Origin of the sequence: Achromobacter sp. UBA4530, from assembly GCF_002388205.1 — a bacterium.
Lineage (GTDB): Bacteria > Pseudomonadota > Gammaproteobacteria > Burkholderiales > Burkholderiaceae_B > Achromobacter > Achromobacter animicus.
In genome coordinates, this window is sequence record NZ_DGMA01000021.1 from 1 (window position 1) to 13,367 (window position 13,367).

Here is a 13,367-nt window from a genome sequence, read left to right on the forward strand (position 1 = left end):
TCTGCCGGGCGACAACGTGACAATGACCGTCAAGCTGCTGGCCCCGATCGCCATGGAAGAAGGTCTGCGTTTCGCCATCCGTGAAGGCGGTCGTACCGTCGGCGCCGGCGTCGTCGCCAAGATCCTGAAGTAATTCGGATCTATTAAGCAGCACCCAACCAGCGAGGGCGTGATCCCGCCCTCGCGTCTCGTTCTTTAGGAAACGCCATGAAAAACCAAAAGATCCGCATCCGCTTGAAAGCCTTCGATTACAAGCTGATCGATCAATCGGCCGCCGAAATCGTCGACACCGCCAAGCGCACGGGCGCTGTCGTCCGCGGTCCGGTGCCGCTGCCCACGCGTATCCGTCGCTACGACGTTCTGCGTTCGCCGCACGTCAACAAGACGTCGCGTGACCAGTTCGAAATCCGTACCCATCAGCGCCTGATGGACATCGTTGATCCCACCGACAAGACCGTTGACGCCCTGATGCGTCTGGACCTGCCGGCCGGCGTCGACGTCGAAATCGCGCTGCAGTAAGACGCTCCGGGCCTGCTACCTTCGCCGGCAGGTTCGTAAAAAAAAATGGCCGCACTCCCTCGGGATTGCGGCCATTTTGTTTTGGCGTCCCAGCCCGAACGAGCATGTAAGCATGTGCTCACTACCTGCTCAAACGACGCTGGAAGGCAGCATGCTCGCCAGGCCGCGCAAACCGTGGCAAAAATGCCCACCGACGCATGGCCTGAATCCGCTAAGTGCTTGTGCCGCTTAGAAAAAACATGCTAATATGCGAAGCTTGCCATTTTGTGGCAAGTCTAACTATGGACAAAGCCCAAGCCACCTTGCTGTTTGAGGGCGCTGCGCCTAGTCCAGGTTGAACATAGTCGTAGGGCAAAGGCCGTTACCTTTTGCCTGATTAGCCCCGACCAATCGCAGTCGGGAATGGAGAAAACGATGTCGAATTCGACACCCACGCCCGCCGCTCACCGGCTGGGGCTGGTGGGTCGCAAGGTCGGCATGACCCGCATTTTTACCGAGGAAGGTGAATCCATCCCGGTGACCGTGCTGGACGTGTCCAACAACCGCGTGACCCAAGTTAAGTCCCTGGAAACCGACGGCTACGCCGCCATCCAGGTGGCTTATGGCACTCGTCGTGCCTCGCGTGTGGCTCAGCCGCAAACGGGCCACTACGCCAAGGCCGGCGCTGAAGCCGGTAGCATCCTCAAAGAATTCCGCCTTGATCCCGCTCGCGCCGCTGAATTTGCGGCCGGTTCCGTGATCGCCGTGGAATCCGTGTTCGAAGCCGGCCAACAGGTCGACGTCACGGGCACGACCATTGGTAAAGGCTTCGCCGGTACCATCAAGCGTCACAACTTTGGTTCGCAGCGCGCGTCGCACGGTAACTCCCGTTCGCACCGCGTTCCGGGCTCGATTGGTCAAGCACAAGATCCGGGCCGCATTTTCCCGGGTAAGCGCATGGCCGGTCACCTGGGTGACGTCACCCGCACCGTTCAAAACCTCGACGTCGTTCGCGTTGACGTTGAGCGCGGCCTGCTGCTGGTCAAGGGCGCTGTCCCCGGCCACGCTGGCGCCGACATCGTTGTGCGCCCGGCCATCAAGGCCCCGGCCAAGAAGGGAGCGTAAGTAAATGGATCTCAAGCTCCTGAACGACCAAGGTCAGGCCGCTGCTACGTTCAGCGCGCCGGACACGATCTTCGGCCGTGACTTCAACGAAGCGCTGATTCACCAGATCGTCGTGGCTTTCCAAGCCAACGCGCGTTCCGGCAATCGTGCTCAGAAGGACCGTACGGAAGTCAAGCACTCCACCAAGAAGCCCTGGCGTCAAAAGGGTACCGGCCGCGCTCGCGCTGGTATGACTTCGTCGCCGCTGTGGCGTGGCGGTGGTCGGACTTTCCCGAACTCGCCTGAAGAGAACTTCAGCCAGAAGGTCAACAAGAAGATGTACCGCGCCGGGATCCGTTCGATTCTGTCGCAGCTCGCTCGCGAAGACCGCATCGCCGTCGTTGAATCGTTTGATCTGGAATCGCCCAAGACCAAGGCTGCCGCTGCAAAGCTGAAGAGCCTGGGCCTGGACTCGGTCCTGATCATCACCGACAGCGTCGATGAAAATGTTTACCTCGCCACCCGCAACCTGCCGCACGTTGCCGTTGTCGAGCCCCGTTATGCCGATCCGTTGTCGCTGGTCCACTACAAGAAAGTGCTGATCACCAAGCCGGCCATCGCTCAACTCGAGGAGATGCTGGGATGAACGCTGAACGCTTGATGCAAGTCATTCTGGCTCCGATCGTGACCGAAAAGGCCACGTTCGTCGCTGAGAAGAATCAGCAAGTCGCTTTCCGTGTCGTGGCTGACGCTACCAAGCCGGAAATCAAGGCTGCCGTCGAACTGCTCTTCAAGGTGCAGGTCGAGTCCGTGCAGGTCCTCAACCGTAAGGGCAAAGTCAAGCGCTTTGGCCGATTCGTTGGCCGTCGCCGTAATGAGCGCAAGGCTTACGTCTCGCTCAAGGACGGCCAGGAAATCGACTTTGCGGAGGTGAAGTAAATGGCCCTCGTAAAAGTTAAGCCGACTTCGGCTGGCCGCCGTGGCATGGTGAAGGTTGTCAGCCCGAACCTGCACAAGGGTGAGCCCTACGCGCCGCTGCTCGAAAAGAAGACCCGTGGTTCTGGCCGTAACAACAACGGTCACATCACGATCCGTCATCGTGGCGGTGGTCACAAGCAGCACTACCGTATCGTCGACTTCCGTCGCGATAAGGACGGCATCCCGGCAAAGGTCGAGCGTCTGGAATATGACCCCAACCGTACGGCGCACATCGCTCTGCTGTGCTACGCCGACGGCGAACGTCGTTACATCATCGCTCCCCGTGGCCTGGAAGTCGGTGCGACCGTGCTGTCGGGCACCGATGCTCCGATCCGCGCTGGCAACACGCTGCCGATCCGCAACATCCCGGTCGGTACGACGATCCACTGCGTCGAAATGCTCCCCGGCAAGGGTGCCCAGATGGTCCGCTCGGCTGGCGCTTCCGCCGTCCTGCTGGCTCGCGAAGGCATCTACGCTCAGGTGCGTCTGCGCTCGGGTGAAGTCCGCCGTGTGCACATCGAATGCCGCGCCACCATCGGTGAAGTCGGTAACGAAGAACACAGCCTGCGCCAAATCGGCAAGGCCGGTGCAATGCGTTGGCGCGGTGTCCGCCCGACCGTTCGTGGCGTTGCCATGAACCCGGTGGATCACCCGCACGGTGGCGGCGAAGGCCGTACCGGTGAAGCACGCGAGCCGGTCAGCCCGTGGGGCACTCCGTCGAAGGGTTACAAGACCCGTCGCAACAAGCGGACGAACAATATGATCGTCCAACGGCGCAAGCGCAAGTAAGAGGCGAACACTATGTCACGTTCGATCAAGAAAGGCCCGTTTGTCGATGCTCACCTGATCAAAAAGGTGGACACGGCCGTCGCGGGCAAAGACAAGAAGCCGATCAAGACCTGGTCGCGTCGTTCCACGATCCTGCCCGAGTTCATCGGTCTGACGATCGCTGTGCACAACGGCAAGCAGCATGTTCCCGTTTATATCAACGAGAACATGGTCGGTCACAAGCTGGGCGAGTTCGCGCTGACCCGTACGTTCAAGGGTCACGCCGCGGACAAGAAGGCGAAGAGGTAAGCGATGGAAACTACTGCCATTATCCGTGGGGTTCACATCTCCGCTCAGAAGACCCGTTTGGTTGCGGACCTGATCCGTGGCCAGAAGGTCGGCCGTGCGCTGGAAATCCTCACCTTCTCGCCGAAGAAGGCTGCCGTCATCCTGAAGAAGGCTGTCGAGTCCGCCATCGCCAACGCCGAGCACAACGACGGCGCCGACATCGACGAACTGAAAGTCACCACGATCTTCGTGGACAAGGCTCAGTCGATGAAGCGCTTCTCCGCTCGCGCCAAGGGCCGCGGCAACCGTATCGAGAAGCAGACCTGCCACATCACGGTCAAGGTCGGAGCTTAAGGAGTCACGATGGGTCAGAAAATTCACCCCACTGGGTTCCGTCTCGCGGTCACCCGTAATTGGTCCTCGCGTTGGTTCGCCGACGACAAGGCCTTCGGCTCGATGCTGGCCGAAGACATTCGCGTTCGCGAGTACCTGAAGAAGAAGCTCAAGAGCGCCTCCGTTGGTCGCGTGATCATCGAGCGTCCCGCCAAGAATGCCCGCATCACCGTCTACTCGGCTCGTCCGGGCGTGGTGATCGGCAAGCGCGGCGAAGACATCGAAAGCCTGAAGGCTGATCTGCAGCGTCTGATGGGCGTGCCCGTGCACGTCAACATCGAAGAAATCCGCAAGCCGGAAACCGATGCTCAACTGATCGCCGACTCGATCTCGCAACAGCTCGAGAAGCGCATCATGTTCCGCCGCGCCATGAAGCGCGCGATGCAGAACGCCATGCGTCTGGGTGCCCAAGGCATCAAGATCATGAGCTCGGGCCGTCTGAACGGTATCGAAATTGCTCGCACCGAGTGGTATCGCGAAGGCCGTGTGCCGCTGCACACCCTCAAGGCCAACATCGACTACGGCACCTCCGAAGCCCACACCACGTACGGCGTGATCGGCATCAAGGTCTGGGTCTACAAGGGCGACATGCTGGCCAACGGCGAATTGCCGCCGGAAACCGCAGCCCCGCGTGAAGAAGAACGTCGTCCGCGCCGCGCTCCGCGTGGTGATCGTCCGGACGGTGCTCGCACCGGTCGTCCGGGTGGTCGTGGCCGCGCTCCCCGCAAGGCGGACGCTGCTCCGGCGCCTGAAGGAGAATAACCATGCTGCAACCCTCCCGCAGAAAGTATCGCAAAGAGCAGAAGGGCCGCAACACCGGTCTGGCGACTCGTGGCACCCACGTGTCGTTCGGCGAGTTCGGCCTGAAGGCTACCGGCCGTGGCCGTCTGACCGCCCGTCAGATCGAAGCTGCTCGTCGCGCCATCAATCGTCACATCAAGCGTGGCGGCCGTATCTGGATTCGCATTTTCCCGGATAAGCCCATCTCGCAGAAGCCTGCCGAAGTCCGTATGGGTAACGGTAAGGGCAACCCGGAGTACTGGGTTGCTGAAATCCAGCCCGGCAAGGTGCTCTACGAAATGGAAGGGGTTAGCGAAGAGCTCGCGCGTGAAGCTTTCCGCCTGGCCGCTGCCAAGCTGCCGATTTCGACCACGTTCGTCGCGCGTCATATCGGTGCTTAAGGAGTACTAACATGAAAGCTAGCGAACTCCGTTCGAAAGACGCCGCCGAGCTCGGCAAAGAGCTCGAAAGCCTGCTGAAGGCCCAATTCGGTCTGCGCATGCAGAAAGCCACGCAGCAACTGGCCAACACCAGCCAGCTGCGCAACGTGCGCCGCGACATCGCTCGCGTCCGCACCTTGCTGACCGAGAAGGCAGGGAAATAAAGATGAGCGAAACTCAAAACACCCAAGTGGCCAAGCGCCAGCGCACGCTGGTTGGCAAGGTCGTCAGCAACAAGATGGACAAGACTGTCGTCGTTCTGGTTGAGCGCCGCGTCAAGCACCCCATCTTTGGCAAGATCATCATGCGTTCCGCGAAGTACAAGGCGCACGATGAATCGAACCAGTACAACGAAGGCGATACGGTTGAAATCGCTGAAGGCCGTCCCATCTCGCGCTCGAAGTCGTGGCGTGTGGTGCGTCTGGTTGAAGCCGCACGTATCATCTAAGTGAAAGCTGCACCTCGGAACGGTTCGCCGTTCTGATATAAAACGGCAAGGGCCAAAACCCTTGCCGTTTTTTTATGTCTCGCATTTGGGAATTCTGTAGGGAAGCATGGTCATCGTCCGCAAATCAGCCGGGCTTGCCGTCGCCATCGCGTGCTCGATGGCAATGGCCGCCGGCGCCGCGTTCGCGCAGGAGCGAGACGGCCCCATGCCGTCCGCCGCCAGCGCCGCGCCTGGTGCGGGCGAGGCTGCCATTGCCGGCACGTTTCCCGCTCCGATGCCGCCAAGCTCGGCTGCCGGCGTACGTGGGGCGAGCGCAACCGAGGGTGCACCGCCTGCGGCGCCCGGTTCCATGCCACCGCCGATGGATGCGACGATGCTCGGCAAGCAACTGCTCAACGCCGGGCCGGATCCTCGGGTTCAATTGGATGGAAGATCCAAAGATCATGCCGCCATCTTCGGTACCGAAGACGAGGACGAGCAGGGTTTGCTGGACCAGGAACGCGCATTGCAGGCCCAGCGAGACCAGCTGAAGGTATTGGAGCGCGTGCTGAACGCCCCGCCGCCGAATGCGGATCCGCACCCACCCGCCATGATTCCGCTGACCCCCGGCGGTCAGATGACCATGCCGCCCTTGATGCCCACGCCGTCGGGTTCTCAACTGAATCGCACCAGCAGTCAGACGCAGCGCAGCGTGGACGACATGCAGCGGCGCGTCGATGAGTTGAGGCGTGGTGCCGATACCCTGAGGCAAGGCGGACGCTAGCCCATGGCCTTAGGCGGGACGACAGACGCGCAGAACGCGATGTTGTTCCGCGGCGCTGCCTATGGGCGCCGAGCAAACTCCCGCAGCCGTCCGGCGACGCCGGTCGGAAAGTAATACACCGACAGCACGAACAGAATTCCGAGCCAGAGCAGCCAGCGGTCCGGCTCGAACAGCACGGCCAGTGGGGGGACGCCCGCCACGACCTCATGCACGGCATGCAAGCCGTCCTGCAGATAGCTCTGCGCGAACACGAACAGGCTCGCACCGACCACTGCGCCGTACATGGTGCCCATCCCGCCGATCACGACCATCAGCAGGATGTTGAGCATGATCTCGAACGACAACGTCGTGTCCGGGCCGTTGTAGCGCAGCCAAAGCGCATACAGCGCGCCCGCCAAAGTCGCGAACGCCGCCGCAAGCAGGTTCGACAGACTGCGGTAAAGCACCGTGCGGTAGCCGATCGCTTCGGCGCGGAAAGGATTCTCGCGAATCGCCTGCAGCACGCGGCCGAACGGCGAATTCACGATGCGCAGCAACATCAGAAAGAGCACCACGCAGACCACCGCAATCAGGTAGTAGGTGATGATCCGCCCGTCCACCGTGACGCCAAACAAGGGTGCGGAAAGCGGACGGAACGCCGGCCGCAACATCTGCGGAACCTTGAAGTTCAGGCCGTCCTCGCCGCCGGTCAATTCCGACAACTGCGACACCAGTGTCTGAAATGCCGCGGCGACGGCCAAGGTGATCATCGCGTAGAAGATGGCGCGCACGCGCAGACTGGCCAGGCCGATCAGCAAGGCGAAGGCGAGCGACACGGCAAGACCACCCGCCGTCCCGGCAAGCACCGCCGTCCAGCCGGGTTCCATGCGTATGCTGGCGATCGCCACGCCGTACGCGCCGATGCCAAAGAACATGGTGTGCGCGAAGCTGACGATGCCCGTGTATCCCAGCAGCAGGTCGTAGCTGGCAACCAGGACGATGAAGACGAGGATCTTCGCCGCGACGGCCAATGCCTTGGGGCCGGGAAACAGGAAGGGCGCCGCGGCCAGCGCGGCCACGATTGCCATGAGCAGCAGCGCCAGGATCGCGCTGCGCGGAGGATCGCCGGAAAGCAGGCGAAACGACATGTCGGCGGCTCCTAGCGGTTCGTGACGGGGTACACGCCTTGCGGGCGCCACAGCAGAATGGCGACCATCAGCGCGATGTTCGAGAAGAGGGCGGCCTTCGGCATCAGAAAGCCGGTGTAGTTGGCCATCAGCCCGACCAGCAGCGCGCCGATCAGGCAGCCCACCGTGGAGCCCAGGCCGCCGATCATGATGACGATGAAGATCAGCACGTTTACCTGCGCGCCCAACTGCGGCACGATGGATTGCTGGTACATCCCCCACAACACGCCGCCCAATCCGGCCAGCATCGACCCGGCAACGAACACCCCGACAAACAGATGCCGGATCCGGTAGCCCAGGCTTTCGACCATCTCACGGTCTTCGACGCCGGCGCGGATCAGCAGGCCAAGCTTGGTACGGTTCAACACCCACAACATGCCGCCCAGCACGATCAGGCCGACCACTAGCGCCACCACGCGATACTTCTCGATGGCGGCGTCGCCCAGCAGGAACGCGCCGCGCAGGGATTCGGGCAACGGCAACGTGATCGTTTGCGGTCCCCACATCATCTTGATGATTTCTTCGCCGATGATCATGCCGCCCATCGTGATGAGGATCTGCTTCAGATGCTGGCCGTAGACCGGCCGCACGATCACGCGCTCAAATGCCAGGCCCACGGCGCCCGCCACCAGCATGCCCACGATCATGGCTGGCAGCACGGCGACCAGATTGGTCCACAGGCTGCCGGACTGCGTCCAGTCAGCCATGGAACCCAGCACGGTGGCCGCCATGTAGGCGCCGATGGCAATGAACAGGCCGTGGCCGAAATTGAGCACGTCCATCAGGCCGAAGACGAGCGTCATGCCGGACGCCACGATGAAGATGATCATGCCCATCGCCAGCCCGGCGAAGGTCAGCGTGACCCAGGTGGAAAACGACCCGACCAGGGGCAATGCGAGGACCGCCAGCGCCAGCACCAGCAGCACAGGCATGAGGTCGGCGCGTGCGCGCGGCAGCGGCGCTTCGATGTCCAGCGTGCTCATTGGTGGCTTCCCAGTGACAGGCCCAGAAGGCGTGTCTGCAGCGCCTCGTCCGCGGCCAGGTCGGCCATCGCGCCCGCGTGCACGACCTGGCCGTTGTCCATGATTGCCGCGTAGTCGCCAACGCGGCGGGCAAAGTTGAAGTTTTGCTCGACCAGCAGGATGGTGGTGCTGGACTGCTTGAGTTCGATGAACGCGTCGATCATGTTCTGGATGATGGCCGGCGCCAGACCCTTGCTGGGTTCGTCGACCAGCAGCAGGCGCCGCGGCTCGATGATCGCCCGCGCCATCGCCAGCATCTGCTTCTGCCCGCCCGACAGTTTGCCGGCGGGGTGCAGCCAGAACTTCTTGAGCGCGGGAAAGAACCCGAAGATCCATTCCAGCCGTGCGGTGTCCAGTTGCGCGGCATTTCTGGCAAGGCGTGCCGCGAGCAGGATGTTCTCCTTGACGGACAGGTCGCCGAAGATGCCCATATTCTCGGGCACATAAGCCATGCCCATGCGCGCCATGTCGGGTGGCGACGTGCGCGTGCCGGGTCCGCCGATCGGCTTGGCGTCCAGGCAGACCTGGCCCTGCGATGCGCGCCACAATCCCATGATGGTGCGCAGCGTTGTCGTCTTGCCGGCGCCATTGCGCCCCAGCAACATGGTGACCGCCGATGCCGGCACCGACAGGTTCACGCCGTGCAGGATGTGATACGCGCCGATGTGCGTGTGCACGTCCTTCAATTCCAGAAGCGGTTGCGCTGTCATGCCGCCTCCTGCGCGCTGATGCCCAGGTAGGCCTGCTGCACGATGGGCGAGGCAATCACGGTAGCCGGATCGCCGTCGGCCATCAGCCGCCCGTTGTGCAGCACGACGATGCGGTCCGCCAGCTCGCGCACGACATCCATCTTGTGCTCGACGAGCAGAATGGTCTTGGACGGGTCCGCCTTCAGTTCGCGGATGAGGTCCAGCACGACAGGCACGTCGTCCACACTCATGCCGGCGGTAGGTTCGTCGAACATGAACACCGAAGGCTCCAGCGCGATGAGCATGGCGATTTCCAGCTTGCGCTGGTCGCCGTGGGGCAGGTCGGCGGCGGGTTGGTCGCGGCGCGCGGTCAGCCGCGTGCGTGCGAGCAGGGCATCGGCACGCTCCATGAGACCGCGATCGTCGCGCCACGTGCGCCAGAATCGGATGTGGCGCCAACCCATGCCCTGTTGCCGCGACTGCAGGGCAAGCCGCACGTTTTCGTGAACGCTCAGCCGGGGGAATAGCTGCGTCAGCTGAAATGCGCGGCCTAGCCCCGCGTGCATGCGGGCCGGCGCGGACAGCGTGGTCAGATCGCGGCCGTTCAATGTCACGGTGCCGGCGCTGGCGCGCAACTGCCCCGAGATCAGATTGAAGTATGTCGTCTTGCCGGCGCCGTTTGGGCCGACGATGGCGGTCAAGGTGCCGGGCGCGTAGGCGCAACTGACATCATTGACCGCCACATGACCGCCGAAGCGAACGGTGAGCGAATGGGTCTCAAGCATGAGCGGCGGGAATCAGCGCTTGTTCTGGATAGGCACGGCCATCTGGTCCGGCGTGATTTCCTTGACCAGGTCCTGGACTGCCCATGGCACCGAGGGATCGTTCTTGATCCGGAAGTGGTACATCGACTGCATGGCCTGGTGATCCTCGGGCCGGAAGGTCATCTTGCCTTTGGGCGTATCGAAGCTCATGCCTTCCATCGCCTTGATGAGCTTGTCGGTATCTGAATCGCCGCCGGTCTTGTTCAACGCGGCAACGATCGCAATGCCCGACGCCATGCCACCCGCGGTGAAGAAATCAGGCGGTTGGCCGAAACGCTTCTGATGCTCGGCCACGAGCCAATCATTGACCGGGTTCTTGGGGATGCCGTAGTAGTAATACGTGGCGCCTTCCATGCCCGCCAAGGACTTGAGCGGCGTCATGGCGGTCAGCGTGTTGCCGCCCGTGGCGATCTCGATGCCGTAGCGCTTGGGGTCAAGGTCGGCGATCTTGAACGGATTGCCGGCGCCGGCCCACAGGATGAAGATGATCTTGCGGCCGGGCTTGTCCTTCAGTGCATCGAAGAGCCGCTGCGCGCCGGCCGTGAAGTCGGACGCGTTGGCCGGCAGGTATTCCTCGTGCACGATCTTGGCGTTCTTGAGCGCGCCCTTGAAGGCTTTGACGCCGTCGCGGCCAAACGCATAGTCCTGCGCCAGCATGGCGATCGACGTGCCGTCCTGGTCGAACGCCACGGCGTTGGCGATGGCGTCCTGCGAGGAATTGCGGCCGGTGCGGAAGATGTACTTGTTCCACTTCTCGCCGGTAATGGAATCGGCCACCGCCGGCTCCACCAGCAGGATCTTTTCGTATTCCTCCGCGATCGGCAGCATGGCCAGCGCCACGCCCGACGACGTCGGACCGACGGCGATGTCGGCGTTGTCGTCGGCATAGGCGGACGCGAGCTGCGCGCGGGCCACGTCGGGCTTGCCCTGGTTGTCTTTCTCGATGACGCGGATCTTGCGCCCGGCCACCGTCATGGTGCCCTGCGTGGCGTATTCCAGCCCCAGCATCAGTCCGTTCTGGGTCTGCTTGGCGTAAGCCTCAAGCGGGCCGGTCTTGTCATAGACATGGGCGACAACGAAGTCCTTTGCCGCCAGCGCGGAACTCATGCACAGGCTGGCCATGGCGGCGAGCAGAATGCGTTTCATGGAAGTCTCCTGGTGTCATTGGGCGCGCGCGGCCGTGTCGTCCGGCCTGGCGAGAAATTGACGGATGGGTTCGATCTGGGCGGGCACGTTCAGCGCGGGGGCGTGCCCGCAATCGGGAAAGTCGATGCGCTGTGCGCGGGGGCCGCGCTGCGTCATGGCGTGCGCAACGTCGGGCAGCAGCAGGTCCGAATCGGCGCCGCGCAAAAGCAACGTCGGCATGCGCAGCGTGTCGTAGCCGGCCCACCGGTCATAGTCGTTCGGGTGATGGCTGAACTGCCCGACGATGGCCGGATCGTAATGGGCGGTGACGCGGCCGTCGGGCAGCCGGCGCACCGACGTTTCCGCCATCCGGCGCCACTGATCGTCGCTCTGCCAGCCATAGGGTTTGTAGGCGGCGCGCAGCCAGGCTTCGAGTTCCGTCACCGTGTCGAAGGCCGGCGGGTTGCCGGCATAGGCCAGGATGCGCTCGATGGCAGGCTGCGGCAGTTCCGGTCCGATGTCGTTGACGACCAGGTGCGAAATGCGATCGCGCAACGTGGTCGCGGCCGCATGCATGCCGGTCGCGCCGCCCATGGACGTTCCCACCCAGCGCACGCGCGCCAGCGACAGGCCGTCCAGCAGGGCGCGCGCCAACGTGGCGTAGAAGTCGAGCCGGTACTCGGCGACCGGATCGGGGCTCCATTGCGACAGGCCGCGCCCGATCGCGTCGGGACAGATCACGCGGTAGTCGCCGGCCAGTGCCTGCGCCAGCTCGTCAAAGTCTCGGCCGGTGCGAGCCAGGCCATGCCACATGATGATGGGCGGCGCGTCAGAAGCGCCCCAGTCCGTGTAGTGCAACTCGCGTCCCGCGCAGCGCAGATAGCGCGACGCCGGCGTATGGCGCGCGGTTGCCGACCCTGCCTCGTCCATGCGTCTCCTCCCGGTTTGTCCAGGTTGTGTGCTTGTCGGGCTGAATATAGACTTGCGGCAAGCGCGCCCACAATGCGCCGGCCACCCCACAGCAGGGTGAGTCAACAATATGTAGACGCAAGATCAATTTGCGCAGCCCCCAGGAGACCGTGCCATGCCAGATACGGAATTCGCCATTTCGGCCAGCGCCGGCGCTGACCGGCGCGATGCGTGGCGCGCCGCGCTGGCCGATGCTTTCGGGCCGTTCGAGGTGCATGGCGGCAAACCCGGTCATTTCGCGGGCCATGTCCGCTATGCGCGACGCGCCAGCCTTCAATTCAACGATCTGCATTACCAGGGCCAGCGGCTGGAACGCACGCCGGGCAACGTGTCGCGGCTGGATCAGGAGTTCTACACCTTTGGCCTGCCGCTGGCCGGTCCGCTGGCAGTGCGACAAGCGGGCCGCGAATTCCAGGTGGAACCGGGTTGCGTGTATCTGATGAACCAGAGCCTGCCGTATCAGGCAACCGCGAACGGCGCGGCGGGCTACCGCAGCCTGAGCGTCTCGTTCCCGCGCAGCGCACTGTCGCAGCGGGACTCACGCATCGGCGCCTTCTACAAGCTGCGCACCGACGACGGGTCGCCCCGCGGCGCGCTACTGGCCGGCTACATGGATCACCTGTTCAAAGGCATGGACGGCTGGTCCGAGACCGAGGCCGCCGAGCTGGGCGAGCGTCTGATCGACCTCATCGTGCTCTTCCTGGTGCAGCCGGGACAGGGACAGGTCTCGGAGGCGGACAGCAGCGTCACGGTGGCGCACAGAGCGCGTGTGCTGGCCTATATCCGCCAGCATCTCGCCGATCCGGATCTGTCGCCCGCGCGGGTAGCGCAGGGCTGTGGGGTCTCGGTCGCCTATCTGCACCGCATCCTGCGCGCGGGCGGGTTGTCGGTGGAGTCGTTCATTTTTGAGCAGCGGCTGGACCGGTGCCGCGAACTGCTGCTGGACGCGCGGCACCGCCATCGCGGCATCGCCGAGCTGGCGTATCAGGTGGGTTTCTCTCATCCTTCGCATTTCAGCCGGCTGTTCAAGCAGCGCTTCGGCATGACGCCGCGGGACCTGCGCGCGGGCGGGCGCGCCTTGTAGGCGTGAACGCGGACCGTTGCGCGCCAGG

At 63.2% G+C, this 13,367-nt stretch carries 19 protein-coding genes and 1 pseudogene; 14 read left to right on the forward strand and 6 right to left on the reverse strand.

Features of this window, described 5'->3' with window-relative positions:
- The 13 genes and pseudogenes from B2W22_RS15570 to B2W22_RS15630 form a co-directional block, all read left to right on the forward strand.
- A pseudogene (locus B2W22_RS15570) lies at positions 1-133 on the forward strand (elongation factor Tu); the annotation flags it as partial.
- Positions 134-207: 74 nt separating this feature from the next.
- Positions 208-519 (forward strand): 30S ribosomal protein S10, encoded by a 312-nt coding sequence (gene rpsJ, locus B2W22_RS15575; RefSeq protein ID WP_003806903.1) that lies wholly within the window; start codon positions 208-210, stop codon positions 517-519.
- A 414-nt stretch (positions 520-933) separates the two neighbouring features.
- Positions 934-1,623 carry a 50S ribosomal protein L3 gene (gene rplC / locus B2W22_RS15580; RefSeq protein ID WP_008168945.1) on the forward strand — a complete coding sequence of 230 codons (690 nt, stop codon included), beginning with the start codon at positions 934-936 and terminating at the stop codon, positions 1,621-1,623.
- A gap of 4 nt (positions 1,624-1,627) precedes the next feature.
- Positions 1,628-2,248, forward strand: a complete 621-nt coding sequence (gene rplD / locus B2W22_RS15585) for a 50S ribosomal protein L4 (RefSeq protein WP_008168948.1) — start codon at positions 1,628-1,630, stop codon at positions 2,246-2,248.
- Positions 2,245-2,541, forward strand: a complete 297-nt coding sequence (gene rplW, locus B2W22_RS15590) for a 50S ribosomal protein L23 (RefSeq protein ID WP_006216557.1) — start codon at positions 2,245-2,247, stop codon at positions 2,539-2,541. Before rplD ends, rplW begins: the two co-directional genes overlap by 4 nt.
- Entirely contained in the window at positions 2,542-3,369 is an 828-nt protein-coding gene (gene rplB, locus B2W22_RS15595; RefSeq protein ID WP_056327037.1) for a 50S ribosomal protein L2, read from the forward strand.
- A 12-nt stretch (positions 3,370-3,381) separates the two neighbouring features.
- Positions 3,382-3,657, forward strand: a complete 276-nt coding sequence (gene rpsS, locus B2W22_RS15600) for a 30S ribosomal protein S19 (protein ID WP_006216555.1) — start codon at positions 3,382-3,384, stop codon at positions 3,655-3,657.
- Positions 3,658-3,660: 3 nt separating this feature from the next.
- Positions 3,661-3,990 (forward strand): 50S ribosomal protein L22, encoded by a 330-nt coding sequence (rplV, locus tag B2W22_RS15605; protein ID WP_006227021.1) that lies wholly within the window; start codon positions 3,661-3,663, stop codon positions 3,988-3,990.
- Positions 3,991-3,999: 9 nt separating this feature from the next.
- A complete protein-coding gene (gene rpsC, locus B2W22_RS15610) occupies positions 4,000-4,791 on the forward strand; it encodes a 30S ribosomal protein S3 (RefSeq protein WP_008168950.1) in 792 nt (263 codons plus the stop codon).
- 2 nt (positions 4,792-4,793) lie between these two features.
- Positions 4,794-5,210, forward strand: coding sequence for a 50S ribosomal protein L16 (gene rplP, locus B2W22_RS15615; protein ID WP_006389610.1), 417 nt, complete (start codon positions 4,794-4,796; stop codon positions 5,208-5,210).
- Positions 5,211-5,221: 11 nt separating this feature from the next.
- Entirely contained in the window at positions 5,222-5,413 is a 192-nt protein-coding gene (gene rpmC / locus B2W22_RS15620) for a 50S ribosomal protein L29 (protein WP_003806912.1), read from the forward strand.
- 2 nt (positions 5,414-5,415) lie between these two features.
- Entirely contained in the window at positions 5,416-5,697 is a 282-nt protein-coding gene (gene rpsQ / locus B2W22_RS15625) for a 30S ribosomal protein S17 (protein ID WP_006216549.1), read from the forward strand.
- Between the two features lie 106 nt (positions 5,698-5,803).
- Positions 5,804-6,460, forward strand: coding sequence for a hypothetical protein (locus tag B2W22_RS15630; RefSeq protein WP_286938526.1), 657 nt, complete (start codon positions 5,804-5,806; stop codon positions 6,458-6,460).
- Between the two features lie 59 nt (positions 6,461-6,519).
- Here the strand turns inward: B2W22_RS15630 and B2W22_RS15635 are convergent, their stop codons facing one another.
- Genes B2W22_RS15635 through B2W22_RS15660 form a run of 6 tightly spaced genes read right to left on the reverse strand, consistent with a single transcriptional unit; the run spans position 6,520 to position 12,216 of the window.
- Complete coding sequence (locus B2W22_RS15635) at positions 6,520-7,587, reverse strand: branched-chain amino acid ABC transporter permease (RefSeq protein WP_286938528.1); 1,068 nt, start codon at positions 7,585-7,587, stop codon at positions 6,520-6,522.
- An 11-nt stretch (positions 7,588-7,598) separates the two neighbouring features.
- Complete coding sequence (locus B2W22_RS15640) at positions 7,599-8,609, reverse strand: branched-chain amino acid ABC transporter permease (RefSeq protein ID WP_175185862.1); 1,011 nt, start codon at positions 8,607-8,609, stop codon at positions 7,599-7,601.
- Positions 8,606-9,358 (reverse strand): ABC transporter ATP-binding protein, encoded by a 753-nt coding sequence (locus B2W22_RS15645; RefSeq protein WP_175124788.1) that lies wholly within the window; start codon positions 9,356-9,358, stop codon positions 8,606-8,608. Before B2W22_RS15645 ends, B2W22_RS15640 begins: the two co-directional genes overlap by 4 nt.
- A complete protein-coding gene (locus B2W22_RS15650) occupies positions 9,355-10,122 on the reverse strand; it encodes an ABC transporter ATP-binding protein (RefSeq protein WP_286938530.1) in 768 nt (255 codons plus the stop codon). Before B2W22_RS15650 ends, B2W22_RS15645 begins: the two co-directional genes overlap by 4 nt.
- Before the next feature lie 12 nt (positions 10,123-10,134).
- Positions 10,135-11,307 (reverse strand): substrate-binding domain-containing protein, encoded by a 1,173-nt coding sequence (locus B2W22_RS15655; RefSeq protein WP_286938532.1) that lies wholly within the window; start codon positions 11,305-11,307, stop codon positions 10,135-10,137.
- A gap of 15 nt (positions 11,308-11,322) precedes the next feature.
- A complete protein-coding gene (locus B2W22_RS15660; protein ID WP_175124785.1) occupies positions 11,323-12,216 on the reverse strand; it encodes an alpha/beta fold hydrolase in 894 nt (297 codons plus the stop codon).
- Between the two features lie 154 nt (positions 12,217-12,370).
- Here B2W22_RS15660 and B2W22_RS15665 point away from each other — a divergent pair, with 154 nt between their 5' ends.
- Positions 12,371-13,339, forward strand: coding sequence for a helix-turn-helix domain-containing protein (locus tag B2W22_RS15665; RefSeq protein ID WP_175124784.1), 969 nt, complete (start codon positions 12,371-12,373; stop codon positions 13,337-13,339).
- Positions 13,340-13,367 lie beyond the last annotated feature (28 nt).

What these genes read in the sequence shown, in the direction of transcription:
- B2W22_RS15635 (WP_286938528.1), bottom strand. Translation starts at nt 7,587, where the DNA reads ATGTCGTTTCGCCTGCTTTCCGGCGATCCTCCGCGCAGCGCGATCCTG.
- B2W22_RS15655 (WP_286938532.1), bottom strand. Translation starts at nt 11,307, where the DNA reads ATGAAACGCATTCTGCTCGCCGCCATGGCCAGCCTGTGCATGAGTTCC.
- rplV (WP_006227021.1), top strand. Translation starts at nt 3,661, where the DNA reads ATGGAAACTACTGCCATTATCCGTGGGGTTCACATCTCCGCTCAGAAG.
- rpsJ (WP_003806903.1), top strand. Translation starts at nt 208, where the DNA reads ATGAAAAACCAAAAGATCCGCATCCGCTTGAAAGCCTTCGATTACAAG.
- rpsS (WP_006216555.1), top strand. Translation starts at nt 3,382, where the DNA reads ATGTCACGTTCGATCAAGAAAGGCCCGTTTGTCGATGCTCACCTGATC.
- rplC (WP_008168945.1), top strand. Translation starts at nt 934, where the DNA reads ATGTCGAATTCGACACCCACGCCCGCCGCTCACCGGCTGGGGCTGGTG.
- rpsQ (WP_006216549.1), top strand. Translation starts at nt 5,416, where the DNA reads ATGAGCGAAACTCAAAACACCCAAGTGGCCAAGCGCCAGCGCACGCTG.
- B2W22_RS15640 (WP_175185862.1), bottom strand. Translation starts at nt 8,609, where the DNA reads ATGAGCACGCTGGACATCGAAGCGCCGCTGCCGCGCGCACGCGCCGAC.
- B2W22_RS15630 (WP_286938526.1), top strand. Translation starts at nt 5,804, where the DNA reads ATGGTCATCGTCCGCAAATCAGCCGGGCTTGCCGTCGCCATCGCGTGC.
- rplW (WP_006216557.1), top strand. Translation starts at nt 2,245, where the DNA reads ATGAACGCTGAACGCTTGATGCAAGTCATTCTGGCTCCGATCGTGACC.
- B2W22_RS15645 (WP_175124788.1), bottom strand. Translation starts at nt 9,358, where the DNA reads ATGACAGCGCAACCGCTTCTGGAATTGAAGGACGTGCACACGCACATC.
- B2W22_RS15665 (WP_175124784.1), top strand. Translation starts at nt 12,371, where the DNA reads ATGCCAGATACGGAATTCGCCATTTCGGCCAGCGCCGGCGCTGACCGG.
- rplP (WP_006389610.1), top strand. Translation starts at nt 4,794, where the DNA reads ATGCTGCAACCCTCCCGCAGAAAGTATCGCAAAGAGCAGAAGGGCCGC.
- B2W22_RS15660 (WP_175124785.1), bottom strand. Translation starts at nt 12,216, where the DNA reads ATGGACGAGGCAGGGTCGGCAACCGCGCGCCATACGCCGGCGTCGCGC.
- rplB (WP_056327037.1), top strand. Translation starts at nt 2,542, where the DNA reads ATGGCCCTCGTAAAAGTTAAGCCGACTTCGGCTGGCCGCCGTGGCATG.
- rplD (WP_008168948.1), top strand. Translation starts at nt 1,628, where the DNA reads ATGGATCTCAAGCTCCTGAACGACCAAGGTCAGGCCGCTGCTACGTTC.
- B2W22_RS15650 (WP_286938530.1), bottom strand. Translation starts at nt 10,122, where the DNA reads ATGCTTGAGACCCATTCGCTCACCGTTCGCTTCGGCGGTCATGTGGCG.
- rpsC (WP_008168950.1), top strand. Translation starts at nt 4,000, where the DNA reads ATGGGTCAGAAAATTCACCCCACTGGGTTCCGTCTCGCGGTCACCCGT.
- rpmC (WP_003806912.1), top strand. Translation starts at nt 5,222, where the DNA reads ATGAAAGCTAGCGAACTCCGTTCGAAAGACGCCGCCGAGCTCGGCAAA.